Raw genomic sequence first — 26083 nt, 5'->3', positions numbered from 1 at the left:
GAAAGGAATCCGTTCCAACTGGTACTTTAGCCCGGAAATTTCAACGCAACCATGAGCAATACGTCGTCGGTTTTATCGCAACTGGACTCCTTCGAGGACAAGGCGAATCGCCTGGTCGAACTGGTCAAAGCGGGTCGGCAACGGATTAGCGAACTGGAGCAGGAGAACAGCGCCCTGGAGCGTGAAAAGGCCAAATTGACCAATGAGGTAGCAAAACATCAAAATCAACTGAGGCAATTGGAAAAAATGGTGAATAATTCATCAAAAGAGTTTTCTAAACCAACAAATATTCCTAAGATTGTAAATAACAAACACAATGACGCAGGGACTACTGCCGAATTGAAGCAACAGCTCACGGTTTACATCGAAGAATTGGATCGTTGTATTGCCTATTTGAGTGACTTGTCATAAATCACTTGCCGGAAGGTTGGAAACGCCTGATGCGTTTTTGGCACCGGATGGACAAGCTGTACGGATGGAAGAGTTATTGTCAATAAATATCCGAATTGCAGGCCGGAACTACCCGCTTAGCGTTCTTCCAGAAGACGAAGAAACCGCCCGGGAAGCCGGACGTCTCGTCAATGAACGCTTTTTAGGGGAGAAGAATAAGAAAAAAAAGCGCGATGACATGGATATTCTGGCGGTAATTGCCGTCATGAATACCGTACGATGGCTAAACGCTCGCAGTGAAAAACTGGCGCTGCAAGAAAAGATAACACAACGGATAACCCGTTTAGACGAGTTAATTGACTCGACGTTAACTACTTAACTAATAAGTAGAAAACCGAACGCGAAAACCGCCTTCTTCCCGTACTTCCAACGCTGACTGCCTGAACAGTCGGCTTGCTTCATTTCTTCGGCACTGTAGTTGTCTGTGAAAACTATATTTTTCACACAAACGTCTACGGACATGAATAAAATTGATTTCTGGGTGATGCTCCTGTCGGATATAATCTCGATCGCAGTGGGCATCTACATTGGCAGAAGGCTTCTAGGCCGCCTGTTTGCCCAGCGTGAGAAGGATGCCGAAACCCGATCGGCAGAGATCATCAAAAACGCCGAATTGACGGCTGAAAATATCAAGAAAGACCGCATTCTCGAAGCACGGGAAAAGTATCTCAAATTAAAAGCGGAGTTTGAAGAAGACACCAACCGGAAGAAGAACATTCTGATTACCAACGAAAACAAGCTCAAACAACGCGAGCAGCAGCTGCAGCAACAAGCCGACCAGAGCAAACGCAAGGAAGCAGAACTCGACCAGCAGAAACAACAACTGGCCCAGCAACAGGAAGCCATCGGCAAACGCCGGGAAGAAGCCGAACGCATGCGCCTGCAACAGGTCGAAGCCCTGGAGAAAATTGCCAACCTTACCGCCGAACAGGCCCGCGAACAACTCGTGGATGCCCTGAAAGCCGAAGCCGATTCGCGCGCATCGTCCTACATCAAAAGTGTGGTGGAAGAAGCCAAACTGACGGCAACGAAAGAAGCCAAAAAGGTGGTGATCGAAACCATTCAGCGGACGGCCACGGAACACGCCATCGAAAACTGCGTGTCGGTGTTCAACATCGAAAGCGACGACATCAAAGGGAAAGTGATTGGTCGCGAAGGGCGAAACATCCGGGCGCTGGAAGCGGCTACGGGTGTTGAAATCATCGTCGACGACACGCCGGAAGCCATCATCATTTCCGGTTTCGACCCCGTTCGGCGCGAAATTGCCCGCTTATCACTCCACCGTCTCGTTCAGGATGGCCGGATTCACCCCGCCCGGATTGAGGAAATCGTGGCCAAAACCCGCAAGAACATCGAAGATGAGATTGTCGAAATTGGCGAACGAACGGTGATCGACCTCGGAATTCATGGTCTGCACCCCGAACTGATCAAGATGATCGGCCGGATGCGCTTCCGCTCCAGCTACGGTCAGAACCTGCTGCAGCACTCCCGCGAGGTCGCCAAACTCTGCGCCACGATGGCGGCCGAACTGGGCCTAAATGCCAAATTAGCCAAACGCGCCGGATTGCTGCACGACATTGGGAAAGTCTGGCCCGAAGAAGCCGAACTGCCGCACGCGGTTTTGGGAATGGAACTGGCCAAGAAATACAAGGAACACCCGGAAGTGTGTAACGCGATTGGGGCTCACCACGACGAGATCGAGATGACCACCCTGATTTCGCCCATTGTGCAGGTGTGTGATGCTGTATCAGGGTCCCGGCCGGGCGCACGGCGCGAGATGATGGAGTCGTATATCCGACGGCTGAAAGAACTCGAAGAACTGGCGATGAATTTCCAGGGCGTCATCAAGTGTTACGCCATTCAGGCGGGTCGCGAACTGCGGGTGATGGTGGATGCGGAGAATGTTACCGACGAAAAAGCCAACACGCTCTCGTTCGATATTTCGCAGAAAATTGAGAAGGAAATGCAGTATCCCGGTCAGATCAAAATCACGGTCATCCGGGAAATGCGGTCGGTGGCCTACGCGAAATAGGTTTACGGTATTCGGTTTACAGTTTACGGGGGCTGAAGCATGTTTACAAACGTGCTTCAGCCCCCGTAAACTGTAAACCGAATACCGTAAACTTTTACCTCACCGGAAACCGCAGGGCGGGAACCGCCGTTGGTGTGGGAGCACCAGGCAACACGGCTTCATGTTTCAGGCTGTCGGGTAAAATCTTCACATCCAATCCAAGCTGTTTTTTCAGACCTTCCCAGTTGTTACGACCATCCTGATAGGCCGGGTTGACCATCATCGACATGTTGTAGAAGTACGAAGCGAGGTGATAGCGACGTTCGTTCTGGTAAATCACCCCGAGGTTGTTGTAGGCCGGTGCGTAATTGGAGGAGGCCCGAATCGCCTGTTTGTAGAAATAAACCGCCGAATCCCGGTTTGGAATCAGTTTCTGGTATGAATAGGCAATCGAGAAAAAGGCTTCACCGAAACCGGGGTAAATCTCCGTCGACCGTTGCAGGTGGTAAATGGCTTTGTTGAAATAAAACCGCTTTTGCTTCGGGTCTTTTTCTTCTGCACACTTGTTGATCCACTCATTGGCCACATGCCGGTTGACCTGGCAACTGTTGGAAGCATATTCCAGGCCGCTGTTGAAAAGCGTGAAGTTATCCTTCCAGTCTTCATTGCGAACTACCGTCCGGAAGCTGAACAACCCGCCAACCACCACACACAATCCAATCAAAATACCGTATCGCTTCAGCACCGGCGCACTGTCGGACAGGTCCAGCCGTTTGGCCAGCAACAGATCCAGCCCGGCAACGGCGGCAATGACGAAGCCCAGAATCGGGGAATACAAAAAGCGTTCGGCCAGAATACCACCCCGGAAGAGCACGAAGCCCAAACCGGGAGTCATGGTGATGAACATCCACGTCAGACCAAAGCCCCAAAGTGACCGTTGCCAGAACCCTTTCCAGGCCAGCCAAACCAATCCACCAAAGGAAAACAGCCCCAGTAGGGTTTCCCAATCGCTCAGTTTGCCGGAAGGAATGACGTTATACGAGTAGTCGTAGGACAAATGGAGCGGAAAAATGAGCAGCCGCGCGTACTGCGCAAAGAATTTGAAGGTGGTCAGGAACTTCGTGTTTTCGAGCGCATACGGATAGTTGGCCCAATCGACCGGTGGATTCCCGCTCAGGGTGCCGATCATGGTCTTTTTCTGCCAGAAAAACAGGGCCGTCACCACGAGATACGGCCAGATGCTGATGAGTGACTGGAAAAAATTCCGTTTGGCAAAGGTATACTGCATGATCACGATCAGCCCCAACCCCACCAACGACGATTCTTTCGAGAGATACGTCAGATACATCCAGAAGGCCGAAAAGACAATCCAGCCTTTTTGCTGGGTTTCCAGGTATTTCCAGTAGGTCAGCATGACCAGCGTGATGAACAGGAAACTCAGCATTTCATCGCGGCTTTTGATATTGGCCACCACCTCGGTATGAAGCGGATGTGCCATGAAGAGCAACGCAATCAGGGTGGTCAGGACGGTGCGGCCCGGCAACCATTTCTGCAAAAGCACCACCAGAAACAAACCGGTCAGGGCGTAGATTCCTCCGTTGATCATGTGGCTGATGTGCGGATCGCCATTAAAATATTCTTTCTCCAGCGCGAAGGTGATGAGTGCCAGCGGGCGGTAATAGCCGAGTGAAATGTTACTAAAATGCCAGAACTCGGTTTTGAGCAGATCCGGAATGCCTTCAATGCCTTTCTGAACGAACAGGTTCTGGGTAATGGCCGCAATGTCGTCCAGTGCCAGCCCGTGGTTGAATGTGTTGGCGTAGAGGGCGAATCCGGCGACTGCCACCAGCAAAGCCCAGGGCCATTGAATGGACCGGGGCGCCAGTGGTTCCGAGAGGGTTGGGAACGCCGGTTTAGTCAAGGAAGCCGCGGGGCGCGTAACCGCCGTTACCGGTCTGGATGTGGGCTTGGTTCCCCCATTGGGTGTAGGCCGAATGAGGGGTTTTTGACTCGACGAGGATTGATTCTTCTTGGACATACGAACGGGTCAGGTCAGTTTTTTGTAGCGATGGTACGTTTGTTTAGTAAAACAACCTTTCATCTCGATGGTTATTTGTAAAATTGGCAAGATTCCTCCAAAAATCAATGAAGGATGTTGGTCGAATCCCAACAATTGGTTGGTAAAGTCAGTTAAACCAGTACAGTAAGTGTCCAGCAAATACCTTGCCGGGCGAGGATCGGAAGTGGGTATCCTGCTCCCGAAACGGATGGAATTGTCCATTTCCCGGAATGGGTATAAACCGGAAAAGAAATTCTATGGACGGTATTTAATCTTTTTTCTTATTTTTCCATTTCATTTCCATCCGGCTCCTGCCAGTTGGGCAACTGATCTGTTTTTTATGGCATCCGCTTTTCTGGGCCTACGGACTATAATTTACGCGGCACCTGATTTATTCAACGCGAAAAACTGGTACTCAACCATCCTGGGCATTGATCCGTATTTTGACGAACCATTTTACATCGGTTTTTCCGTGGGCGGCTACGAACTCGGGCTCGATCCGACGGCCAAACCCGCCGATGGCAGCACGATTACGTACTGGGGCGTTCCTGACATCGAAAAGGCCTGGGAACACCTGATCAGCCACGGTGCCAGCGTGCATTCGGGTATTGAGGAAGTGGGTGGTGACATTAAAGTCGCCAGTGTGAAAGACCCGTTTGGCAACGTGTTCGGAATTATTGAAAACCCACATTTTAAAGCGGAGTGAGCTGATTGTTTTTTTGAGTTCCACTAAAAAGCCGTTTACAGATGTCTGCAAACGGCTTTTTAGTGGAACTCAGAGACCCTACAACCGCGGAATCCGCAGCACCTGGCCCGGATAAATCAGATCCGGGCTTTTCAGCATCGGCTTGTTGGCTTCGAAAATAATACCGTATTTCATGGCATCGCCGTATACTTTCTTGGAAATCGCCGACAGGGTATCGCCCGACTCAACGGTGTGGTACTGACCTTCCGGTTCCGGGGCTTCCACCACCAGGCGGTTATCGACCTGATGAACGCCTTCGACGTTTCCAACGGCCAATGCCAGTTTTTCGGCATCTTCCTGCGTAGCCACTTCGCCTTCCAGCACCACCGTATCGCCGGCGGTTTTCACCGTCAACTTCTTGTACGACAAACCAAGTTGCTTGACGTGATTGAGCAACGCGCTCGCTTTGAGCGGCTCTACTTCCGCAGCCTTGGCCGGTTCGGCAGCCGGTGCTTCGTGTTCTTTACCGAAAACTTTTTCCCCTACACCTTTGAAAAAACTGAGCAGTCCCATGGATTTTGTGTGTTTGATTAACAATGAATTGGGTTTGAATAGAACAACTGCGAACAGGGCGGAACTGTTTGTCTGCCAAGCCTCGCGATCCTATTTTAGACGCTAAATGTATCAGTTAGTAATCAATTGTCGACAAATTATTTTAAAATCTATTTACGACTTGGCAGAGTTTTCCGTTCTTGTGGCAGGGTGTGGCGCAATGGAGCACCAAAACCGTAACGGCTTTATTCGGGATGAAACTAATTAGGGTCGCTTGCCTTGTCTTTCTGATGGCCAGCAAAGCACAAGCTCAGGGCGGTATGGAGTTGGGAATCAGGGGGGGAGGCACTTTTACACACGGGTATACGGTCATTCCGGCCCAAACGCTCTCGCCGGGTCTGGAACTTCCCCGGATCCGAAATTCCAACAACGGCATTGGCGTCGGGTATTTCGGGAGCGTGTGGGCGCGCAAACACTACGACCGGTTTTTCCTGCAGGCCGAAATCAGTTATTCGTCGCTTGCGCTGAAACAAAAAGCCCCCATCGACCGCATCGATGTGGCCGCAGCAAAGGAGTTTGGCGTCAACCTGCCCAATATTCGGCCCGGAACCCTTTACGCCCGGTTAAATACCACTACCGAACCCACTCTTACTTCGTTGAATGTTCCCCTGTTTATTGGCAAACAAGGGAATGAAGGCAAATGGCGTTTCTACGGTGGCCCTACTTTTCTGTTCACTTTGAAGGCCGAAGCAGCCCGAACCGCATCGGGGCAGGTTGAAGCCAGCGCCAGTTTGCCGGGCTTTACTCTTTCAGAAATATCCGACCAGGTCGATCTGACCAATCCGGATCAGGCTGGCATTCTACAGGTAAAAACATTCAATTTTGGGGCTGAATTTGGCGCGGGCCTTACACTCCTGAAACGGCTTGAAGTCGATGTCCGCTACGGATTACCCGTAGGGGGCGTTTTCAACGACAGCGGGATTACCGGTTTTATCGGATACGTGACGCTAACGCTGGGCTATAAACTCGCTCATTTCTGAGAAATATTTGATTCCGGACGCAAAAACAGGTGTTTCTGCGTCCGGAGTAAAAATTCAAATAAAGGCCTGACCCACTTCGCGGAGGAGATCGATAACGGGCAAAACCGTACGCCCTTTTTCATTAAGACTGTACTCCACCCGGGGCGGAACTTCGCCAAATGACTGCTTGTCGACCATTCCCAGTTCGACCAGTTGTTTCAATTCATGAACCAGCACTTTCTCACTGATTCCGGGAACCCCTCGCTTAATTTCTCCGTATCGCAGGGTTTTCTCGCGGAGCAGATGGATGATGATCAGCCGCCATTTTCCACAAATAACTTCAACTGCTTTCTTGATAATCAGTTCGGTAGAGATAATTTCTTCGCTTGTTTGTTTTAGTTCGGGTGTCATTGGTTAATAGTACTTACCTTTTGGTGGGTAAACCACTGATTAAGAGATTATTATGTGCAACCGAAACAAAAATACAGCATTAACAACTAAGATGGAATGGGTTCTGAAAAATGATTTTCAATTTGGAATTAAGTCAACTTCCAGGGTTCAAAAACGCCGTTACTTCAATCTCGATCAACAATTCAGGATCGATTAAAGCACTCACTTCCACCATGGAAGTTGCGGGCCGAATATCTTTAAAGACCTCACCATGAGCCCGTCCCACATCTTCCCATTTTGAAATGTCGGTAACGTACATCCGTGTACGCACAACGTCGTTGAGCGTTGCACCAGCCTCCGCCAGCACCTTGCTGATTTTTTGCAGTATAAACTGGGTTTGTTCGTAAATGTTATCGCGACCAATCAAGTGGTCGCCGTCCATGGCGGTGGTACCCGAAATTTCGATTAGATTGCCGACACGAACGGCACGGCTGTAACCGACCACCGGCTCCCAGGGTGTGCCGGAAGAAATGAGTTGACGAGAAGACATGAGTTTATCATTTAGCCGGCTTTTTCGGCGACCAGCTTTTCGAGTGTATTTTTATATTCGCTTAAAAACAGTTTGAATTCTTTATCGAGCAGGTGCAAATCATCCGCCAGGGTGCTGCTGTCACTCACCTTTAGTTTGCCTTCGGCTTCCCGGGCGACCTGCGCAATGCGGGCGACTCCAATGGTTCCGGCACTGCCTTTGAGCGTGTGCAGATGGCTTTTGACGGTCGGAATATCGCCAATGGCAAAGGCATCGAGCGATTCCTGTACCAGGGTGGTGGCTTCAATTTCGAAATCTTCGTAAATCGACGTCACCAGATCCCAGCCACCCACCTGCTCCAGTTGACCAATAATTTCGGTGTCGACCATCGGCATCTCCAGTTCGCGAATGGTTTCCAGTTGTTTGGAGCGCATCTGGGCCGCTTCCCTGAAATCCTTGCGGGCATCTACGGTTTCCTTCACTTTGGAAATCAGGCTTTGGGCCCGAATCGGTTTGGCGATGTAGTCATCGAGGCCCTGGCTCAGAAACCGATCCCGGTCTTCGCGCATCGAATAAGCCGTCATGGCAATCACTGGCGGCAACTGCGTACCGAACAGACTGCGCAGTTTCACCGTCGTTTCCACCCCGTCCATATCCGGCATCTGAATATCCATGAAAATCAGCTCATACGGTTTGCCGTTTTCGGCCATCGCCACCGTCACTTTATCAATGGCTTCCTGTCCACTCGATGCGGTTTCGACCTGGCAGCCCGATTTTTTCAAAATCTCGGTCGCCACCTTTCGGTTCACGGCATTATCATCGACCAGCAACAAGTACGGATGATGGTCGATGAACACATTCTGCAACGAAATTTCGGCCTGATCGGACTTCTGGTTCGTGGGGCTGATCAGGGTTTCTTTCAACTCAATGGTAAACCAGAAGTTACTCCCCTTCCCGGTTACCGATTCAACGCCGATCGTTCCTTTCATCAGAGCCGCCAACTCCTTCGAAATGGCCAGACCAAGGCCCGTTCCGCCGAAGGATTTGCGCGACGACATTTCGACCTGGCTGAATGAATTGAACAGAAGGCCTAAATCGTCTTTTGCAATCCCGATGCCCGAATCCTTCACCTCCACCTTGATCCGGTTAAATTTACCCTTCTTACTGACCAGTGAAGCCTCGACCGTCACCGCACCGTTTTCGGTAAACTTAATGGCATTTGAGGTCAGATTAGACAGTATCTGCAACAACCGCGTTTGGTCGGCTATCACAAACCGGGGCAGTTTGTCGTCCAGATGGTAACTCAGTTTGTTCCCTTTCACGCTGGCCTGCTGCCCAAAAAGCGACACCAGTTTGTCAAAAACCTCCCGGAACAAAATGGGTGCTTCGTGCAAAACCATTTTCCCGGCTTCGATTTTCGACAAATCCAGAATATCGTTCAGAATGTTCAGCAGCGTTTCCGAGGACTTCTTGATCGTTTGCACATAATCCTTCTGATCCTGATCCAGGGGCGTATCGTTCAGCAGGTCGATCATGCCGATTACCCCGTTCATCGGCGTCCGGATTTCGTGGCTCATGTTGGCCAAAAACCGCTCCTTCACCTTCAGCGACCGCTCGGCTTCGTCTTTGGCTTTCATCAGTTCCTGAGCGTTGCGCTTCAGTTCGGTGATGTCGCGGGCCAGGGCGGCCACTTCGTCCACCCGGCCATTCTTATCGTTGAGCGTCAACATGTTGAGCATGATCTGCCGGATTGTCCCATCCTTCCGGTGCAGCGTGGCCTCGAAGTTTCGCAGACTCTTGTTCCGAATCAATCGCACGAGCGCCCGGCGAATATCCTGCTTATCGATGAAGTTGGTAATCGGCTGACCCAGAACTTCTTCGGGTGGGTAGCCGGTTCGTTTCAAGACCGACGGGCTGATCATCGTGACGAGTCCTTCGCGGTCGACGCGGCAATAAATGTCCTGCAGGTTGACGAAAATACCCCGGAATTTTTCTTCGCTGCCGCGCAGTTCCAGTTCCGTCCGTTTCCGGGCGGTGATGTCGCGGGCAATCCCTGAAACCTCCTCGATGACGCCCCCCGACAGCAGAATTGGATTCAAATGCACCTCCAGCCAGGCTTCACTTTTGGTGGTCTGGTAATGCAGTTCGACCGTTTGTGGCAGTCCCCGGAACGCCAGCCTATATTTTTCTTCCAGCAACCGCCGGTTTTCGGCCCCGATGATTCGCCAGCCCAGCTTTTCGGTCGTCACGTTCAATTGTGGAATTTCGCCCAACTGGTTTTCGATCAGCCGCGTATAATTCCGGTTGAAGGACGTCAACTGGAAGCTTTTATTGACCGACCAGATCAGGTGGGAACTGCTGTCGAAAATCGCATTCAACCGGGCGGTTTGCTTGTTGATGGCGGCTTCGTCCTGCTTCCGGGCAATGGCCAGTGCCACCTGTCCCGAAATAAATTCGAGCAATTCCAGATCGCGGATGTTGTACGTATCGGCTTTGTCGTAAGCTTTCACACCGATTATCCCCGTAATCCGGTCGCCAATCCGGAGCGGAACGCAAAGCATGGCTTTCGGAATCTGTCCATAGAGGTAGAGGTTCTGCGTGTCTGCGAGTTGCTGAATATCCTGCTCGTAGAGAAACAGCGGGCGATTGGCGCGGATGGCGTATTCGGTCAGGCCGTTGCCCAGCCTCCGTTTCGTAAACCGCATTCCCGTAAAATATTCATCGACGTAATACGGGAAATACAGGAAGCTCTTGCTCTGGTCATACAGCGCAATAAAAAAATTCCGGGCATCGATGATGTTGCTCAGTTCATCGTGGATATTTTGGTACAACTCGTCCAGATTCGGCGCGTTGAGCGTCCAGTTGGCAATGCTGTAGTAGAGTTTCTGGGCTTTTTCCGCGCGGATGCGGCTCGTAATGTTGTGCAGAATGCACCGGTACGCGGTCGGTTTTCCCTGATCGTAGCGGCAGTTGACGCTGCCCGACACAAAGACGGTTTTGCCTTTCTTACTCTGAAAAACCGTCTCGAAATACGGAAATTTCTCCCCGTCCCGCACCCGTTGCAGCCGCATCAGCGTACTTTCGGCATAATCGGGGTGCAGGACATCCTGCAAAGTCAGCGAGGCAATTTCGTCGGAACTGTATTCCAGCACCTCGCGCCACGCCCGGTTGACAAACATAAATTTGCCGTCGAGCGTCACCAGTTGAATCAGGTCACTGGTATTATCCACCAGATCCTGCAACTGCGAATTTGAATACGACAGGGCCGAAGCAACGCGCTTTTTATTGGTGACATCTTCGCCAATGAAGGTGTATGACGGAACCGCTGTATGATCGGCTACGGTGTTGATAATGAACGAATTCAACTGAACATTTCGCACGGCACCGCTCTTGGCCAGGAGGTTGATTTCTTTCTGCTCCACCACGCCCCCGCGCGCAATGGCATCGTCGAAATCCCGCTGCATCTGCACCCGCTCGCCCGCCGGAATAAAAATCTCGAAAAAGTTTTTTCCGATGACATCGGTCGGTTGCCAGGCCGTAATCCGCAGGGTATACTGGTTACAAAATGTCACCGTACCGTCTTTCTCAATCGTTAACCCAATGAGATTCAATTGATCAACCGTTTTGCTGACGTCGAAAACCGACGCATGCGGCAGTTGTGAACTTCCGTCCAGTGAGTTTCGTATATCGACTTCCTTGCTCAACCGCCGAATCTCGGCGACCAGCTCATTTTTTGTTTTCGCAGTCCAGGACATTATCAATGTGTGGGTGTTTGGAATTCGGCGTATTTCAGGCGGACGGCCCCGGTTCGAAACTTGGTTTCCAGGCGGACGGCCTTCCCTGAAAGACGGCAACATTACAGAATAAATTTACAAAAAAATACCGGCAATGTGATAAACGTTTGTTTGCTTATCGGAATGGCATTATTTTGGAAGGGCATTTCTGTTAATTTGATTAGTTTCGCAAGCCTATTGAACGACCATGATAAAAGTCTTTATTGCGCTGGTTCTGATCAGCCTGTGCTGTGCCGCCTGCGAACCGTTTGACCTGGATCAGAAAAATTTTCCGATCTGTGAAAAACCCGAAGGAACCATCGGTTTCACGGCCGCCAAACTGGAAGTTACTTTTTTTCTGGAAAATAAGAAAGGCGATATTGGAGCGGTAGGCTGGGATTTGGGCGATGGGCGCAATCGTTCCGGGAATCAGTTCACGGTTTTTTACGAGAAACCCGGCACCTACAACGTTACGATGGTTCTTGCGAACCAATGCGACGATAAGCTTTCCGTTTCGCGCCTGGTTACTGTCACCAATTAGCCTTCTTCTCCGCTATGCATCAGCAATACGCTCTTCTCTGGTTGAAACGATGGATTGCTTTCTTTCTGGTGATGTCTGCGTTACCTGCTGTTAGTCAGGTTGCTGTAACCAATATCCGCGTCAACGTCATTGAAGAGTCGTCGGTCGAAATCCTGTACGACATTACCGGAAACCAACCCGCCGATTCCGTATATTTCCGCCTTCGCAGTCAGATTAACGGCGTCCTGAACCCTGCTCCGCAGTTTATTTCCGGCGATTGGGGGCAGGATGTTTCGCCGGGTACCAACCGGCGCATCGTCTGGAGAGCCCTGGAAAACGGATTCGAGCTGGATGAGAATATTCGGGCAACCCTGCTGGTCAAAGTGATTCCGGGGGCCGTGCGAAAACCGACCGAGTCTGTAACACAAACGCCCATCGATCTTCCGAAAAAGAAATACCGGCCCGGCGGCCCCGAATTCGCCTTGCTCTCGGTGGTTGCCCCCGGAGTTGGCAATATTTTTGTTCAATCGCCCAAACCCGTCATTGGCCACCGGCTGGGCATTACAGCTACTTGCTACGGCCTGATGCTCTACGGTTTTATGGAACGCAAAAAGTCGCGCGACGACTATGCGCTGTATGAACAGCAACGCAACCGCACAGCCGCACAACCGTTTTACGACAGTGCTAACGACCACCACCACCGGTATATGATTGCCACCCGCCTGTCGGGAGCCATCTGGATTACGGACATTGTGGCCACGTTGATCAAAGGCGTGCGCAACCAGAAGCAGCGAACCAGAACCACCGAACCGAAGGTCAGTCTGAAACCTGGTTACCAATCCGGGTATCCGGTTGCGGTGTTCCACTACAAATTTTAACGACTACAGTATGATGCGTTTCGCACTCATTTTAGGAGTTCTGTTCAGTCTGCTGGGAGAAAGCCAGGCGCAGGTTGGGGTCTATTCGGCGTCCGGTTCGTGGGTACACGTGAAAATCAAGGCAAAGAATGCGGCATCCGCTTCCAACCGGTTGTTTACGGAAAAATTCACCGATAACCGGAACCGCTGGCTCATCGGCCGACGGGGGGCTTACGGGTACGACATGTCCCAGAATGCCTACCACATTTACAAACAGGCTGATGATTCACCGACTTCGGCCTTTAGCTACGTATCGATTCCGACGGCCCTCAATCTGAACAAACTGGACACCTTCATGGTCCAGGTCGATCTGGCCGGACCCAGCGGCATCATCCCCGATGCAGGCTTGCTGATTGGCGTAAAAGACTCGTTAAATTATTGCCATTTTCGGATCAACAACAAAAACCAGGTGTCCGTCAAATACGTGATCAACGGATTGAGCTACACCATTTATATGCGGGGGGATTATGTTCCGGCGGGCATCCCGCTCTCAACGACGAAGAATACGCTGACGGTTCGTAAAAAAGGGGAGCAGATTCATTTTTACCTCAACGGGCGGGAAATACCGACCAGTCCGTACCAGTTCCGGCAGTATCAGGGCAACGGCATCGGCTTTGTTTCGACGACCGACGGCACGCAGTTTCAGAACCTGACGGTGAGCGCCGGAGCCGGTCCGCGTTAGTTTTCGTCCCGAATACGCCCTCCGTCCCGGTCAACCACAATTTGCTGACCATCCAGAACTACCGTTGCCTTTCCGTTCAGGAAAGGGGTCACGTCGTCATACACCGGGTCGATGTGCCACTTATCCTTTTGATCGACATAGCCCCATTTTCCTCCCTTGCGGGCAGCCCGTAACCCAAAATCGCCTACTCGATTGTCGACCGAATCATACGGTTTCGTTTGAACAGCCGTTGCCGGTTCGACCGTTCCTGAAGCAGCGGAAACGGGAGTCGGACTGAGATCGGTGGGCGTAAGAAGAGGATTGTTGTCTTTTACAACGGACTCAGCGGGCAGCAGCACGACTTTCTTTGCGGCTTTGCCCACATTGGGCTGGCGAATGGTCTGTTTGACCTGGACAGCACCGCTGCTCCGGGTTTGTTCCAGTTCAGCGACTTCGTCGCGACCGGCTCCGCTGTCGATTTCGGTTAATTTCCCTTTCCAAAGCCACAGCAAGATGCTCACAAAAACGATCACCAGCGCAATCAATACTTTATTGGACTGGCTGAATGGCGTGGATATGGGGTGAACCGACACATCGCCGGTTAGGGCAGCCACGGATTGCTGGGGCTCAACCAACCACGTTTTTGCTTCTTTTTGCCGCCAGTCGGTCGAAATAAGCTGTTCCCGAAGCGATTGACCTTTGGGCGTTTCGAGGGCTTCATAATTATGTTCAAGCAGGTACCCCATAATTTCCTGCGTCAATGTGGTTTCATCGGACGGAATGGCAACAAACAGCCGGTTGATCACGTGGGCTGGGACGTGCCGGTCGTAAGGGCCAAAAACCTCCTGTATTTTCTGACGAATGGTATCGATCATTTCATGCTTCAGTTAGTAAACGAGGAAAGCCATTCTTTTTAGACCTTCAAAAGTTACGAAAAGTCAAATAATCTTCATAATTTTTTACGCGATCGGTTTCAACGTTCATTCAGACAACAGTCTGACACCGTGTCTGTTTATTTTTCTGATCATTCGGTATCTAGTTTCTATCAGGCTTGGGAAGTCTTTCAGGATTTCCTGATCTTTATCACGTTAGAAATACCTTTGGGTAGGGAGAAGCCTCCAGTCGCTGGCTCGTCTGTTTTTTTGAGCTTTTCCGAGTCGGTTCCGGCTCCGGTTCTTCGCCCCGCGTCATCCGTAATACGACCCAGATCAGCACCAAAGCCGATAAAATGGCCAGGCCAATCAGAGCGGCATCCGAAAAGCTGCTTTTTTTAGGTGGTTCCGGCGTCACGACCGGGGGTGGCAGAATCGCCTGCGGGTTTCCGGGTAATGGCCCGCCACCCGCTGGAAACCGGTTTGCCGGATTCACCCCCGCCGGAGCAGGGGTTGTGGTATACCCGGTCTGGGTTTTCACATAGTCCGCCGGTTGTGGTTTGGCTTGCTCCTTTTCCCACCAGCTCAGGTGCCGCCAGTCGGTCGAAATCAGTTTTTCCTTCAGCGTATTGCCTCGGGGCGGGTTCACCGATGCGTAATAATGCTCCGACAGATACAGCCGGATTTCCTCGGCCAGTGCCGCTTCGTCATAATCAACGGCTTTGAACAGAAATTTCAGACTTTGTGCCTGAATATGCTTGTCGTAATCGTCCAGAATACTCTTGATTTTCCGCCGAACCGACTCCACTTTTTCAACAACCGGTGCCGGGATAGGCGGACTTTGCGGGTTTGCTTGCGAAGCAACCGGACCCGCCGGCGAAACGGGATCCTCGCTTGCGGACGCAGCCGGAAGGGCTTCCAGAATAGCCGGAATCCACTGTTCAGTTACAAAAGCCCGCGACAACTGAACCCGTTCGGCTTCGGCGACAAACTGGTTAATATCCGTTTCCGACAACTGGTTGTGGCGTTGCAGGGCCACCGCGACCATCTTCTTTTTCAGATCCAGAATCTTCCCGAAATCACGGTTTACCTGACGGCTGATGTCGTTGACCAGGCGGGTAAAATCCGTAATTCCCAATTCATTGGCCTCCGCCACGAGCCCTTTCTGTCGCCATTGCCAGTCAGCCAGTTCGCCCTCATACAGAACAACTTCATTTTTAATTCGATCCCGTAATTCTTCGAGTGTCATGATCTCCGTAAATCCCTGTTCATTGTAGCGAAGACCGGTTACAAGGCAAGCGGCTACCAGAATAGTGAAAGTAAATACTATCTTGTTACCAAATAATCCGGGCTGGGTATTAAATTAACGTGAGCTATGAGATTATTGACCCCGGAGGGGTCAGATGTTAATAGTAAATCGGTATTTTAAGAACTCCAGGCGTGCCGGAGGTACGCGATAAAGGCTTAGTTGCGTACCTCCGGCACGCCTGGAGTTCTTAAAATATCGATTTACTATTAACATTACGTGCCTCTGGCACTTAAACAACTGTTAGGCAAGGGCATCATCTCATAGTTCACGTTAAATTACTAAATAAATCTAATTTTTGCTTTTTCTGTAATCTTCCATTTGTCGCCCTGAAGCGTCAACCGACCCAGCTGTTCCGTCCGAATCCGGCTATTCGGATTGGGCTGCGTCAGGTACTCACAGGCATCGTTGAGGTACGAATACGGATCGCTCAGTGCCAGCCGTTGGGCATCCGCATTTTCCGAAACCTGGTAAGTAGCCTGCGTATCACCTTGCAGGCTAATATCAAAAACCGTATCGCGTTCGGGGGTGGTCAACAAGCCTCCGGCACTGAAACCGTCGCCCAAATCCGCCGTCCGGGCGTAGAGAGCCGTGGGTTTTGAGGGCAGGGTCGGGGTGCGAAAACGATTGGACGGACGCGCTGTTTCCGGCTCAACTGGCACTTCCTGAACCGGTGCTACCACTTCAAGCGGCACTTTAACGGCCGGAGCAGCCGGTTTTTCAGCCCGGTTTTGTTCCAATAACCGGACGGCTCTTTCGAGGGCTTCCAGTTGTGCATTCAACTGAAAATTTTCATTCGTCTGGTTCTTGCGTACTTCAAGTTTACTGATCCGGTCAGACAGTTTCGCCAATTGGGAGTCAAACTGCACATCACGGGCCGACTGCTGCGGCTTCTGGTTTTTTATGACGAGATACGCCAGAAAAGCGACGGCAACGAGACTCAGTATTGATAAAATAAGCGCAAAACTATCCATAGCATTCCAGTTTGATTGAGTGGGTGATGGGGTGGTTACCGGTGTTTTTTCAGCACTTTCCGCCGGATTGACGGGCGCATTTTCTTCCGTAGCAGCAACTTGCTGCGGGGGAGCTACAACGGCAGGCCCCGCGCCTAAAGCGCTGGTAATGATGCCGTCCAGGGTGGTTTGAAAAGCCGGATAACCCGGCAGCGTCTGCCGGGTTATCCGGTCTCCGGTGGCTACTTTCTGAACCAGAAAATCTTTGACGCCTTCCAGAGCTGTGCGGGGCTGGTTGATCTGCGCGATGTTCTGAGCCGCTCTTTTTTTGGCGTCATCGGTCAGTTTATCCGCCCCGACGAGGTCGTTTTGGGCAATGAATTCCTTTAACCCCTCATAGGAGTCACAGGCACATTGTTTCGACTTGACGTTCGGAAAGGTCTGGGCATCCGTCGCCAGAAACTCAACCGTCGCTTTGGTCATCAGAAAAGCCGCCTGATCGAGTTTTCGGCGGTATTCCGCATCGTTTTGGGCAAAAGCCGGTCTGTTTAGAAGCAACACGCCAAGCAACAAAATCCAGCGGGTAGTTTGACAGATCATCCTTTGAAAAGAAAGTTTAGTTGAGGATTACGATTCGGCAATGTACTTCGACAGCTCATACAACGCGTGTTTGAGCGGCAGAAAAAAGTAGGTTTCGCCCAGGGCATCATTCGGCCGTTGTTCAAAACCCATCCGCGCCAGCATGTAGCTGTCGTAGAGCCGTCCCCCCCGCGTAATGTCCGCGCCGACGAGGTAATCGACATACCGCTCGGGGGTCTGAATGTTGTATTCGCTCAGGAAATAAGCAATGTCGCGGTCGTGCAACGTCAATTCCAGAAACCGCTGCATGTTGTGTAAAACCGAGTGGTGAAAAGCCTGCTGCGGGCTGACTTCCCCAATTTTCGTCCGGCGGTATTCAAAGGCAAAGGGGTTTGCCTGCTCCTGCCCTGCTTCGTCGGCGGTTGCGGGTTCGTTGCCCCAGTAACAGGTCGTTTCCCGGTTTTCATATTGCGCTTTTTCGCCACCGGCATTTTCGTATAAAACCGCTCCGTTGGCTGTTGTTTCCTTCGGATTGTCGGACAGAATCACCTCAAAATCCGACGGCACCGACTGTTTGGAATACGCCTTGAACAGCATCTTGGTAAACTGAATCAGGCGCGAACGCGACCCGAGCATCGCCAGATACTGACTACCCCGGCCCGTAAACGTCAGGTAGCGCGGTAACGCCAGGTTGTGCGACTCCAGCAATTGAACCAGGTGATAGACAATCGAGCTGTAGTGCAGGTAGAGTACGATCCGCAAGGCCGGTTTCCCGTCCTGAATCGACTGCGTAAACTTGAAGTGACTGTCGTACTTGAACAGCAAACTAACAATATCCTCGGCGGTCAGCTCCGGTTTGTTCAGGAACGTATCGAGAATCGAATCTTCCCGGGCGGGGGTTTGATTCAGCGTTCGGCGGTAGGCCAGGTAATTTTTGACAAAACCGCTATCTTTCCGGTGCGACGGGTGGCCCTGTTCGTCCAAACCGCCCCCCCAGATGTCGTAACCGGCAAACCGGAACGACGTATTCAGATACCGCCCCTGCTGTTTCATGAACAGCATGATGTCGGCCGTTCCGCCACCGATGTCCACGTTGACGGTGTCGGCAAAGGACTTGACGCCGTTTTTGACAAGGTAAAAATACGGAGCAAGTGACTCCGGTACCGGTTTGACCCGGAAGTTACTCGTGGTGCCAAAGACATTCCGGGCGGCCTGTTCCCACTCATGGACCAGATTATCTTCCGTGACGGCCCGCATGCTCGAAGGAGCCAGCCACACGATGCTCGTCTGCTGCACATTGCCTTGATTCAGAATCACTTTGTTCCGGATTAACAGAAACAGCGTTTCGAAAAAGGCCCGAACCCGGGGGCGGTTTAAGGTATCGCCCGGCTGGTTTTCAAACAGCCATTTCAGGTTCGTTACGTAGTGATTGACGCCCGTGCTACCCTCTTCCAGATCGATGTTGAAGCCCAGGTTGACTTTGGAAAACAGATTGTTACCGCTGTCGGTAAAACCGCTTTTCTCATACACCGTAGTCCGAAGCGGGAATGCAAACGGCGAGCCAAATTCCTTGCCGATGATGGCCGGAATAAACTCACGCCGAACCAGTTGATCGAGCTGCACAAGGCCGCCAAAGCTGACCCGTTTTTCGTATTTGTCGTACACCGTCTGCGCTTCGTAGCCTTCATACGGTTTGTTGAACAGCACCATTTGCAGCTCGTCCTTGTTGAGCGACGTGTTCTGATCGCTCACCGTTAGGGCTTTCGGCTCCACATCGCCCATCGCAGCATCGGTATAGGCGATGTGCGTATTGGACGTTCCGAAGTCGATGGCAAACGTAAAGTTCTTGTAGCCTTTTTCCGAGATGGTCGTAAACTGCGGCAACACCAGCCCCCGGTACGGAATACCGCCCCGCTCCAGCCGGATTTCCATGACGTCGAATGCCTGCGGAACTTTGTAATAATACGAGGCTGGCAAGGGATCGACTTTCGGTGAACGGGCTTCAGGAGCCGGAACGTTGAGCGGTTTTCCCGCAATAATATTCGGTAACTCGTAGAAATGCACCGAGTTGTGCGCCCGAAAACCAATGTTAGGATCGCTCACATCGGCCAGCATCACATAATACTGGTTCATGGACTGCAAATCGGGAACCGTAACGCGGTAGAATGGGAAAAACGCCAGACCAGCCCGGAAGTCGATCACGGTTTCCGGTCGGGCCAAATTGTATTCTTTCCGGAATTCAATCGTCCGGTTGTTCCGAATCGGAATGCGAAGGATGGCGGTTATGATTTTATCAGTTCCCCGGTGTTCCACCGAAAAGGCGAACTGCTTTTGCAGATCGTCGATTCGGAAGAAGTTAAAATACTCTTTCCGAACGGGCAGCAAAAACTCACATTCGCCGATGGTTCCGGTAAAAAACCGCTTATTGTTGATTTTAAAGGGTACCTGAATCAGAAAATCTTCCAAAAAATCGTCGGTTGTCAGGAACGGATACCGTACATTGTCGACGCCCGGCAAATACCGTTCGGCGAGCAAACCGCCTTCGCTGAGGTTGTTCAGCAGCGAGCGCATGATGACAGTCTGCGGGTTCCAGTTGGTATTTTTCACATACCGCCCGGCCACATCCATCCGCGATGCCAGTGCCAGCGGTTTCCGAACGTTGGTCGGCGCTCCGTTGCGGCTTTCCTGCTGGTAATACGAAACCGTGGGCTGCATGACGAAATCGCTGTTTTCCTCAATGTCGTCCAGCACATCGTTTTCGCGTACCTTATACAAGGCCAGGCCCGGCAGCACCTGCAAAGTCGAGTTGCCTTCGCCACCAATCTGAATCGGTTCGAAGTTCGATAGCGTCGTGTTCGCTTCGACCGGAAGCTGGGTGGTGTTGTCGAAAAATGCCTTGTAAAGAAATTCGGAAAAACCGCCTTTCGATGGCAGCAAATCTTTATACTGATCATAGAGCCGTCGCAGGTAAGTCACAAAAGCCGTATCCCGGTCCTGCAAAGGCACATATTCATTCTGAAACAGCATCCGGCCCGTCGTGCTTTTCGGCGGATCGATGAACTTGTTCTGGCGTTCCTGCTCCCAGTTGGGCGACGTAAAAACCAGCGACAAGGGCGACGTTCCACCCAGCAGCGCGCCTTTGTAATAGATCAGCGTAAACTGTTGAAGGGTCCCCAACTCGTTGCGAAAATCCAGTTCCAGGGCTTTGGCCAGAATCTGGTGCGCATGGCGGACGGTGGTCGAGGGATTCGCTTTTTTCCGCAGGGCATCCAGCCGCTCGGCGCGGTTCCACACCCGGTACGTCAGATCGGCACTATTCCCGGCCTGAAACAGCAGTTCCAACATGTCGAGGGCGTGCGAAACCAGCACGTGATACAACGACAGTTCACGCGGAAGCTGGTTGTTTTTAATCATCCGGAAAGCCGTATCGAACAGATACAACCGCGCAAAGGGCGACGGAATTGACGTACCGGCTTTGGCAGCGGCTCCGGCAGCACCACCAGCGGCCCCGGAAAGCGTGTCGGGAATGTGTTCAATGCGGTTGCCCGTCAAGCCCGTGTGTGAACCCGTCCAATCCTGGTGGTTCTGCTGGCTGACGTTGGGGTCATTATCAATTCTGAGAATATGTGGCATGAGGTTCGAGAGATCAAAGAAGGGGTTTTTACACAGGGTTGATCAGGGGTTATCAGAGTTAATCAGAGTGTTTCATGAAAAACTTTTCCCTGATTAACTCTGATGTCCTCTGATCAACCCTGTGTAACAACTCACTACTATACATTAGCATCCGACAGTTGCCGGTTGAGCGGGCCGAGTTTTTCGCGGGCTTTCTCCGCGATTTCAATCAGCAATTGCATAAACCGTTTTTCCGGTTCCGGGAAAGGCGTCTGGAACGTATTTTCGATTTTCCCGGCTTGGTCCCGGAGAAATTTTTCACTGAGTCCTTTGTCGAAGAAACCGGTTTCGATCCGCTTCGAGCGCACCATGGCATTGAAATCGTTCAGCATATCGAACGGATAAAACGCCCGGTCGTTCTGCGCCATTTCGTTGAGCCAGGTTTTGAAGTGGTGGGTCATGAAATTCTCCAGCGACGTATAAAACGTGTTGGTGCGCAGGTTCTGGGAAAGGGCCAGGTTTTTGGCAAATGCTTCGCCCAGGTTGGTCGGCACAAAGTCGGTGAAGAACTTTGTCGCGTAGGCAAACCGGATGAGGGGTTCAAGGATGCCGTTGTAGGTCTGGTCGTGAAAATGAGGCAGATCGAGCGTCCGGTCGTTGCGTTTCAGGCCGTATTCAAAATACCGCTTGGCGTCGCTGAATTCGGCTTCCGGTTTATTGGCAAAATCCAGAATGGCCGCAGCCGCCAGCATCTCCACGACATGGGCGTTGTTGGTCTGCTTCGAGCCACCCTCCACGTTGGGGTAGAGCTTGCTGCCGGGCCGGTCGCCGATGTAATAGAGCGCATCGAGATTTACCTGCGTCTGGTAATACGAAAGCGCAGCCTTGGTTTTAGACAAAAACCGGTTCTGGTCGATGGCACTCTGGCTGTTTTCTTCCAGCGCGAAATACGGCATCACCGTCACCGCCCCTTTTTTGGCATTGCGGATCTGGATTTTCTGACTCGGATGCTGTAGCAACTTGACCAGTTGCGGAAAACCGGCCGAACCCGTACCGCCAAAAATGGAGCTAATGACAAAAATCCGGTCGGTCTGGTCGTTGAAGGCTCCGGTGAAATATTTATACACCGCCGAGTCTTCCAGCGCGTTGAACACCACACTGCCGATGTTCGGATTTCCTTTGAAACCCACCGACAGATTCAGTTTCAACTCCGCACTCGTGGGCCGGGCCGAGTTGTCATAGAGCAGTTTGAGCAGTTCGCGGTCGATGTCGTCCATGCTGCTGACACTCAAAAACTCTTCAAAAGTCCCCTCGTGATCGGTCAGTTTGGGCAACACCGAATCGCCGATTTTCTCCTGCGCATTTTCGGCCTGAAGCGTCCCGAGCGGTTGCAAAGGGGTGGCAAAAAAAGTCCGCCGTTCGGTCTGGCTTCCCTGACTGGCAGCGGTATCTTTATACGCCGTCCGGCGGATGGCGCGGTAGAGTTCCACTTCCCGCAACGCCCGTTCGGTGTCTCCGTTCTGCATGTCCATGTCGAGCAGAATCGGGATAATGGTCAGGTCGGCGGGGGTTTTGGACCCGGCGGCCAGTAACATGGTCAGCGAGCGAAGGACGCGGGCGCCCGTACCACCAATACCAAAAAGAAATAGTTTCATAGAAAAAAGGTCTGAACCCGAATTGAGCTAATTTTTGTGATTGAACTGATTTTAATGGAAGTACAATTCCTGACTTGTATCCGTTGAATCAGAAAAATCAACTCACTCCCGGTCAAAAGGGGGTTCTCTTCGCAAAAATGGAGAACCGCTTAAGAAGTAACGAAAAAACGAAAAAGTAAATTAGCGCGTACAATAAGTTTACGCCCCCAAATCCCTGCATGTAACTGTCGGTATCCTCGGCACCGGTGGCGTCGAGGGCGAACCAGACCGCATACCCAAATCCGAAAATACCGGCAATCACCAACATGATGACCCAGTGAGAGGTGCGGTAAAAAATGGACTTCCAGCGTCCCAGAATCAGGTAAAACAAGGCCGCCAGGCCCAGCGAGAACAAGAGGGTAAGAAGACCAACAGGCGTAAAAATTTCGTCGGCGTAAATAGGGTCATTGTTCTGGCCCAGCCAGAGTTCATACAGGGTTACAAACATGGGGATGAAAGTTAGTATTTGTGTGTTGTCGCACAAGTAAGGGCATTTTTCCTTACTTTTCCAATTTTAAATTCAGCACCAGAAAATCATTGTTCGACGATTGGTAGGCTTCCTTGACGCCATTCATCAGGTGAACCAGCGCAAAGGTTTTATTAAACCGGCTGGTGGAAGTCCGGTCATCCATGGTCGACCAGCCACCGGCATACCAGTCATCAAACCGCACCGGCAATTTAAGGATCACATCGGCCTTTTCGTCATAGAGGTTTTCGACCCGGAACGTCAGCACGTGGGAGTTCTGGTTGAGCAGTTTCAGTTCCCGCTCTTTCAGTCGATTGGTAGCTACTTTTTCTTTTTTCTGAACGTTGATCAGCTTTACCGTGGCATTGGGAGCGGTTACGACCAGATTTTTCCGGATGAAATCTTCCGCCTGTGCATACGCCGGCAATCCGTTCAGGTTGACGCCCACCGCAAATTCAGCCGGAGCCGCCGGTTTGACCGTCAGTTCGGCCAGGCCCGCTTTTTCGGCGCGCCACTCGCCTTTTTTATTCAACGAAAAGAACAGGTCGAACTGTTTTAACGCCCCGCTGGCTCCAAAATCCAGTTGCTTGGCGGGTTTAGTAATCATCAGTTCGCTCAGTTTCCGGTTCAAATCGCCGACCAGCTCCTGTTTGCCAATGATCCAAATGTAAAACGGCCGGGATTCGCCCGTCAGCTTGTGTTTGTTATTCTGGTAATCGTAATAAGTTCCGTTGAAACCGGAGCTATAGGCCAAAACCGTGGCACTGATGCCCTGCTTTTTCAGGCTGGCAAACTGGTCGTTGATCTGACTTTTCAGGACGCTTTCGGCATTTTGTCGGTTGATTTCCGGGTTTTTCCGAATTTCGGCATCCGGAAACGACAGAATGCAATCCGACACCAGCAGGGCTACGGTGTTGCCCTTCGCCTTCTCCCCGACTTCCTTAAAAATTTTGTGCAATTCCGAACTCCGCTCGGTGGCTAAGGGCGTGGTAGCCAGATTGACCACAAACTGATTATAGCCCTCCACAACGGGCTTGGGCTTTCCGGCAATGGTCCAGACTTCCACCGGCGCAATCTGGTTCAGTTTTGTAACGACCTCGGATACTGCAACTTTAAAATTCGTTTCCCCTTTCAGATACCCGCCCATACTGGCCGACGTTTCCATAAAAAACAGAATGTTGCTGATACCGGCGGGTTTGGCTTCGGGCGGTTTTTCGGTCTTTTTTTCTTTCCGGCCGCAGCTTTGGAAGAACAGGAGGAGTACCAGAAAAAACAGGCTGGTGGCCCGCAGAGGTGATTGATTCATTCGTTTGTGCACGTCGTATGGTATCTGGTTTGAAACCGGTTCCCGACCGGTTACTTCCTCTCTAAACGGTTATAGACCGAGGTTGTTACCCGTTTTTTTGTTTAGGCAATAAATAAACGATCAGTAATAAAATCGCCAACACAATGGTATAAACGTCAGCGAGTTTGTCGGCTTCATAGTGATCGCAACCCCTCATTAACAGGCTGGCAAATACTGTACAAACGACGATACCCCAGTAATTCGTACGTATGCGCCAGCGAGCCGCGCCCACACTGAAATAAATTAGTTCGATCAGCAACAGCACCCCCGCCATAACGGCCCACATGGAGTCGATCAGTTTCGGATTGCTGCCCACGCCGTCTTTGCGCGGCTCTCCTCCGATGTTGATCAACAATAGCAAGGCCAGTCCGGACAACGCCATCCCGATCCAGTTGAGCAGACCCACCCGGGCGGGCGGCAACCCCGCCGAACTCGCCCGGGGCATGGCTTCCAGCGGTTTTGCAACCGGCAGCGGTGGCCCCAATGGCCGGCGATCAGGCTGAATAACGGGCATTACAACCCCTACCGGCGGTTTTTCGGCGATTTCATACGTCCAGACATGCCGGTAGACCGGATCATCCTTGCGAAAAATATGAATCTGACCACTTGCATCCTTGAACAGCCCACATTCCGTCAACTCATCGTAATGAATAACACCTCTGTGCATGAATAAATGACGTATTACTCCGAAAGCGGTAAAATTAACCAATTCCCTCAGGAAATGCCACGAATTTTATACGGTTCCATCAACGGTCGGTGTACCTTTGCAAGATCAAAATTAGCAAATCATGCCTGTGCGATCTTACGGAAAACCTTCAAAGCGAGCCACGTCAGACCGGGAACAGTCCTTCCGGGGTGATGCCGTTCGCGCTAAAAAACACCTGGGGCAACATTTTCTGAAAGACCTCAGCATTGCCGAACGCATCGCAGGGCTTCTTTCCGGCCACAATGGCTACAAAACCGTGCTCGAAATCGGCCCCGGCATGGGCGTGCTAACGCAATATCTGCTCGGCCCCGACCTGCCGTTCACAACGCACGTCATCGAGATCGACACCGAATCCATCGCCTACCTTACCGCCCATTTCCCCATGTTGCGCGGCCGGATTCTGGACGGTGATTTTCTTAAAAAAGATTTATCGGTTCTGTTTCAGGAACCCGTTGCCATCATCGGGAACTTCCCGTATAACATTTCGTCGCAGATTTTATTCAAGGTTTTAGACCATCGCCAGCAGGTGCAGGAAGTGGTGTGTATGCTGCAACAGGAAGTGGCTCAGCGCATTGCTTCCCCACCGGGCAATAAGGACTACGGGATTCTGAGCGTTTTGTTGCAGGCTTACTACGACATTCGGTATGAATTTACGGTGGATGCCAGCGTCTTTTCGCCCCCGCCGAAAGTGCAGTCGGGCGTCATCAGTCTTCGGCGCAACACCGTCGTTGCCTTGCCTTGTGACGAGAAAAAATTTGTTCAGGTCGTTAAACAAGGCTTCAACAACCGGCGAAAAACACTGCGAAATGCCCTGAAACCGTTAAACCCTCCGGAGTCCATGTTGTCTCATCCTTTACTGGATAAACGCGCCGAACAGTTGGGCGTGCCGGAGTTTGTTCAACTTACCTTGCTAATGATGAATGATGAATGATGAACGATGGATTAACCGCCCAGGCAGTGTCATAAGCCACTCCATTCATCATC

23 protein-coding genes are annotated in these 26083 nt (G+C 51.5%); 9 read left to right on the top strand and 14 right to left on the bottom strand.

Features of this window, described 5'->3' with window-relative positions; genetic code table 11:
• Positions 1 to 51 precede the first annotated feature (51 nt).
• The 3 genes from ACS5NO_RS06150 (at position 52) to rny (ending at position 2482) form a co-directional block, all read left to right on the top strand.
• Positions 52 to 411: a hypothetical protein gene (locus ACS5NO_RS06150; RefSeq protein ID WP_138989444.1), complete on the top strand. Its 360-nt coding sequence runs from the start codon at positions 52 to 54 to the stop codon at positions 409 to 411.
• Between the two features lie 16 nt (positions 412 to 427).
• Positions 428 to 769, top strand: coding sequence for a cell division protein ZapA (locus ACS5NO_RS06145; protein ID WP_138989445.1), 342 nt, complete (start codon positions 428 to 430; stop codon positions 767 to 769).
• A gap of 141 nt (positions 770 to 910) precedes the next feature.
• Entirely contained in the window at positions 911 to 2482 is a 1572-nt protein-coding gene (gene rny, locus ACS5NO_RS06140) for a ribonuclease Y (RefSeq protein ID WP_138989446.1), read from the top strand.
• A 94-nt stretch (positions 2483 to 2576) separates the two neighbouring features.
• Here rny and ACS5NO_RS06135 read toward each other — a convergent pair whose 3' ends face one another.
• Both ACS5NO_RS06135 and ACS5NO_RS06130 read right to left on the bottom strand, forming a co-directional pair.
• The gene (locus ACS5NO_RS06135; RefSeq protein ID WP_439414311.1) at positions 2577 to 4499 is read right to left on the bottom strand and encodes a tetratricopeptide repeat protein; all 1923 of its coding nucleotides are present in this window, start codon (positions 4497 to 4499) and stop codon (positions 2577 to 2579) included.
• Positions 4500 to 4508: 9 nt separating this feature from the next.
• Entirely contained in the window at positions 4509 to 4742 is a 234-nt protein-coding gene (locus tag ACS5NO_RS06130; RefSeq protein ID WP_439414310.1) for a hypothetical protein, read from the bottom strand.
• 118 nt (positions 4743 to 4860) lie between these two features.
• Here ACS5NO_RS06130 and ACS5NO_RS06125 point away from each other — a divergent pair, with 118 nt between their 5' ends.
• A complete protein-coding gene (locus ACS5NO_RS06125; RefSeq protein ID WP_439414309.1) occupies positions 4861 to 5226 on the top strand; it encodes a VOC family protein in 366 nt (121 codons plus the stop codon).
• 78 nt (positions 5227 to 5304) lie between these two features.
• On the opposite strand, the gene lysM is transcribed toward ACS5NO_RS06125, so the two are convergent.
• A complete protein-coding gene (lysM, locus tag ACS5NO_RS06120) occupies positions 5305 to 5778 on the bottom strand; it encodes a peptidoglycan-binding protein LysM (RefSeq protein ID WP_114405577.1) in 474 nt (157 codons plus the stop codon).
• A 233-nt stretch (positions 5779 to 6011) separates the two neighbouring features.
• On the opposite strand from lysM, the gene ACS5NO_RS06115 reads away from it, so the two are divergent.
• Positions 6012 to 6797 (top strand): outer membrane beta-barrel protein, encoded by a 786-nt coding sequence (locus ACS5NO_RS06115; RefSeq protein ID WP_439414308.1) that lies wholly within the window; start codon positions 6012 to 6014, stop codon positions 6795 to 6797.
• A gap of 54 nt (positions 6798 to 6851) precedes the next feature.
• Here the strand turns inward: ACS5NO_RS06115 and ACS5NO_RS06110 are convergent, their stop codons facing one another.
• From ACS5NO_RS06110 to ACS5NO_RS06100, 3 genes are all read right to left on the bottom strand, one after another.
• Positions 6852 to 7187 carry a winged helix-turn-helix transcriptional regulator gene (locus ACS5NO_RS06110; RefSeq protein ID WP_439414307.1) on the bottom strand — a complete coding sequence of 112 codons (336 nt, stop codon included), beginning with the start codon at positions 7185 to 7187 and terminating at the stop codon, positions 6852 to 6854.
• 133 nt (positions 7188 to 7320) lie between these two features.
• Positions 7321 to 7716: a RidA family protein gene (locus ACS5NO_RS06105; protein ID WP_439414306.1), complete on the bottom strand. Its 396-nt coding sequence runs from the start codon at positions 7714 to 7716 to the stop codon at positions 7321 to 7323.
• An 11-nt stretch (positions 7717 to 7727) separates the two neighbouring features.
• Positions 7728 to 11450 (bottom strand): PAS domain S-box protein, encoded by a 3723-nt coding sequence (locus ACS5NO_RS06100; protein WP_439414305.1) that lies wholly within the window; start codon positions 11448 to 11450, stop codon positions 7728 to 7730.
• 226 nt (positions 11451 to 11676) lie between these two features.
• Between ACS5NO_RS06100 and ACS5NO_RS06095 the strand changes: the two genes are divergently transcribed.
• The 3 genes from ACS5NO_RS06095 to ACS5NO_RS06085 are packed head-to-tail and all read left to right on the top strand — an operon-like array spanning position 11677 to position 13587.
• On the top strand, positions 11677 to 12009 hold the full coding sequence (locus ACS5NO_RS06095) for a PKD domain-containing protein (RefSeq protein WP_439414304.1): 333 nt from the start codon (positions 11677 to 11679) through the stop codon (positions 12007 to 12009).
• A gap of 14 nt (positions 12010 to 12023) precedes the next feature.
• Positions 12024 to 12866 carry a hypothetical protein gene (locus ACS5NO_RS06090; RefSeq protein WP_439414303.1) on the top strand — a complete coding sequence of 281 codons (843 nt, stop codon included), beginning with the start codon at positions 12024 to 12026 and terminating at the stop codon, positions 12864 to 12866.
• A 10-nt stretch (positions 12867 to 12876) separates the two neighbouring features.
• Positions 12877 to 13587 carry a hypothetical protein gene (locus ACS5NO_RS06085; RefSeq protein ID WP_439414302.1) on the top strand — a complete coding sequence of 237 codons (711 nt, stop codon included), beginning with the start codon at positions 12877 to 12879 and terminating at the stop codon, positions 13585 to 13587.
• Here ACS5NO_RS06085 and ACS5NO_RS06080 read toward each other — a convergent pair.
• The 8 genes from ACS5NO_RS06080 to ACS5NO_RS06045 all read right to left on the bottom strand — a co-directional run bounded on the left by ACS5NO_RS06080 (position 13584) and on the right by ACS5NO_RS06045 (position 25060).
• On the bottom strand, positions 13584 to 14441 hold the full coding sequence (locus ACS5NO_RS06080) for a WG repeat-containing protein (protein WP_439414301.1): 858 nt from the start codon (positions 14439 to 14441) through the stop codon (positions 13584 to 13586). The genes ACS5NO_RS06085 and ACS5NO_RS06080 overlap by 4 nt on opposite strands.
• Positions 14442 to 14649: 208 nt before the next feature.
• Positions 14650 to 15687: a hypothetical protein gene (locus tag ACS5NO_RS06075; protein WP_439414300.1), complete on the bottom strand. Its 1038-nt coding sequence runs from the start codon at positions 15685 to 15687 to the stop codon at positions 14650 to 14652.
• A 338-nt stretch (positions 15688 to 16025) separates the two neighbouring features.
• Positions 16026 to 17297, bottom strand: coding sequence for a hypothetical protein (locus ACS5NO_RS06070; RefSeq protein ID WP_439414299.1), 1272 nt, complete (start codon positions 17295 to 17297; stop codon positions 16026 to 16028).
• Positions 17298 to 17324: 27 nt separating this feature from the next.
• A complete protein-coding gene (locus ACS5NO_RS06065; RefSeq protein WP_439414298.1) occupies positions 17325 to 20909 on the bottom strand; it encodes a hypothetical protein in 3585 nt (1194 codons plus the stop codon).
• A gap of 137 nt (positions 20910 to 21046) precedes the next feature.
• Positions 21047 to 22543 carry an FtsZ/tubulin family protein gene (locus ACS5NO_RS06060; protein WP_439414297.1) on the bottom strand — a complete coding sequence of 499 codons (1497 nt, stop codon included), beginning with the start codon at positions 22541 to 22543 and terminating at the stop codon, positions 21047 to 21049.
• A 112-nt stretch (positions 22544 to 22655) separates the two neighbouring features.
• Positions 22656 to 23030 carry a hypothetical protein gene (locus ACS5NO_RS06055; RefSeq protein ID WP_114405564.1) on the bottom strand — a complete coding sequence of 125 codons (375 nt, stop codon included), beginning with the start codon at positions 23028 to 23030 and terminating at the stop codon, positions 22656 to 22658.
• A 52-nt stretch (positions 23031 to 23082) separates the two neighbouring features.
• Complete coding sequence (locus tag ACS5NO_RS06050) at positions 23083 to 24354, bottom strand: hypothetical protein (RefSeq protein ID WP_439414296.1); 1272 nt, start codon at positions 24352 to 24354, stop codon at positions 23083 to 23085.
• 85 nt (positions 24355 to 24439) lie between these two features.
• Complete coding sequence (locus ACS5NO_RS06045; protein ID WP_439414295.1) at positions 24440 to 25060, bottom strand: hypothetical protein; 621 nt, start codon at positions 25058 to 25060, stop codon at positions 24440 to 24442.
• A gap of 121 nt (positions 25061 to 25181) precedes the next feature.
• On the opposite strand from ACS5NO_RS06045, the gene rsmA reads away from it, so the two are divergent.
• Positions 25182 to 26030 (top strand): 16S rRNA (adenine(1518)-N(6)/adenine(1519)-N(6))-dimethyltransferase RsmA, encoded by an 849-nt coding sequence (rsmA, locus tag ACS5NO_RS06040; protein WP_439414294.1) that lies wholly within the window; start codon positions 25182 to 25184, stop codon positions 26028 to 26030.
• Positions 26031 to 26083: the final 53 nt, after the last annotated feature.

The sequence above is a fragment of the Larkinella fluvii genome (genome assembly GCF_051857545.1).
Lineage (GTDB): Bacteria > Bacteroidota > Bacteroidia > Cytophagales > Spirosomataceae > Larkinella.
This window is presented reverse-complemented; position numbering and strand designations above follow the sequence as displayed.

Bases quoted from the DNA above. Each gene is read 5' to 3' on its own strand.
- ACS5NO_RS06085 (WP_439414302.1), top strand. From the start codon at position 12,877: ATGATGCGTTTCGCACTCATTTTAGGAGTTCTGTTCAGTCTGCTGGGA.
- ACS5NO_RS06110 (WP_439414307.1), bottom strand. From the start codon at position 7,187: ATGACACCCGAACTAAAACAAACAAGCGAAGAAATTATCTCTACCGAA.
- ACS5NO_RS06060 (WP_439414297.1), bottom strand. From the start codon at position 22,543: ATGAAACTATTTCTTTTTGGTATTGGTGGTACGGGCGCCCGCGTCCTT.
- ACS5NO_RS06095 (WP_439414304.1), top strand. From the start codon at position 11,677: ATGATAAAAGTCTTTATTGCGCTGGTTCTGATCAGCCTGTGCTGTGCC.
- ACS5NO_RS06105 (WP_439414306.1), bottom strand. From the start codon at position 7,716: ATGTCTTCTCGTCAACTCATTTCTTCCGGCACACCCTGGGAGCCGGTG.
- ACS5NO_RS06090 (WP_439414303.1), top strand. From the start codon at position 12,024: ATGCATCAGCAATACGCTCTTCTCTGGTTGAAACGATGGATTGCTTTC.
- ACS5NO_RS06150 (WP_138989444.1), top strand. From the start codon at position 52: ATGAGCAATACGTCGTCGGTTTTATCGCAACTGGACTCCTTCGAGGAC.
- ACS5NO_RS06080 (WP_439414301.1), bottom strand. From the start codon at position 14,441: ATGATCGATACCATTCGTCAGAAAATACAGGAGGTTTTTGGCCCTTAC.
- ACS5NO_RS06055 (WP_114405564.1), bottom strand. From the start codon at position 23,030: ATGTTTGTAACCCTGTATGAACTCTGGCTGGGCCAGAACAATGACCCT.
- ACS5NO_RS06100 (WP_439414305.1), bottom strand. From the start codon at position 11,450: ATGTCCTGGACTGCGAAAACAAAAAATGAGCTGGTCGCCGAGATTCGG.
- lysM (WP_114405577.1), bottom strand. From the start codon at position 5,778: ATGGGACTGCTCAGTTTTTTCAAAGGTGTAGGGGAAAAAGTTTTCGGT.
- rsmA (WP_439414294.1), top strand. From the start codon at position 25,182: ATGCCTGTGCGATCTTACGGAAAACCTTCAAAGCGAGCCACGTCAGAC.
- ACS5NO_RS06115 (WP_439414308.1), top strand. From the start codon at position 6,012: ATGAAACTAATTAGGGTCGCTTGCCTTGTCTTTCTGATGGCCAGCAAA.
- ACS5NO_RS06075 (WP_439414300.1), bottom strand. From the start codon at position 15,687: ATGACACTCGAAGAATTACGGGATCGAATTAAAAATGAAGTTGTTCTG.
- ACS5NO_RS06070 (WP_439414299.1), bottom strand. From the start codon at position 17,297: ATGATCTGTCAAACTACCCGCTGGATTTTGTTGCTTGGCGTGTTGCTT.
- ACS5NO_RS06050 (WP_439414296.1), bottom strand. From the start codon at position 24,354: ATGAATCAATCACCTCTGCGGGCCACCAGCCTGTTTTTTCTGGTACTC.
- ACS5NO_RS06065 (WP_439414298.1), bottom strand. From the start codon at position 20,909: ATGCCACATATTCTCAGAATTGATAATGACCCCAACGTCAGCCAGCAG.
- ACS5NO_RS06045 (WP_439414295.1), bottom strand. From the start codon at position 25,060: ATGCACAGAGGTGTTATTCATTACGATGAGTTGACGGAATGTGGGCTG.
- ACS5NO_RS06135 (WP_439414311.1), bottom strand. From the start codon at position 4,499: ATGTCCAAGAAGAATCAATCCTCGTCGAGTCAAAAACCCCTCATTCGG.
- ACS5NO_RS06130 (WP_439414310.1), bottom strand. From the start codon at position 4,742: ATGGACAATTCCATCCGTTTCGGGAGCAGGATACCCACTTCCGATCCT.
- rny (WP_138989446.1), top strand. From the start codon at position 911: ATGAATAAAATTGATTTCTGGGTGATGCTCCTGTCGGATATAATCTCG.
- ACS5NO_RS06125 (WP_439414309.1), top strand. From the start codon at position 4,861: ATGGCATCCGCTTTTCTGGGCCTACGGACTATAATTTACGCGGCACCT.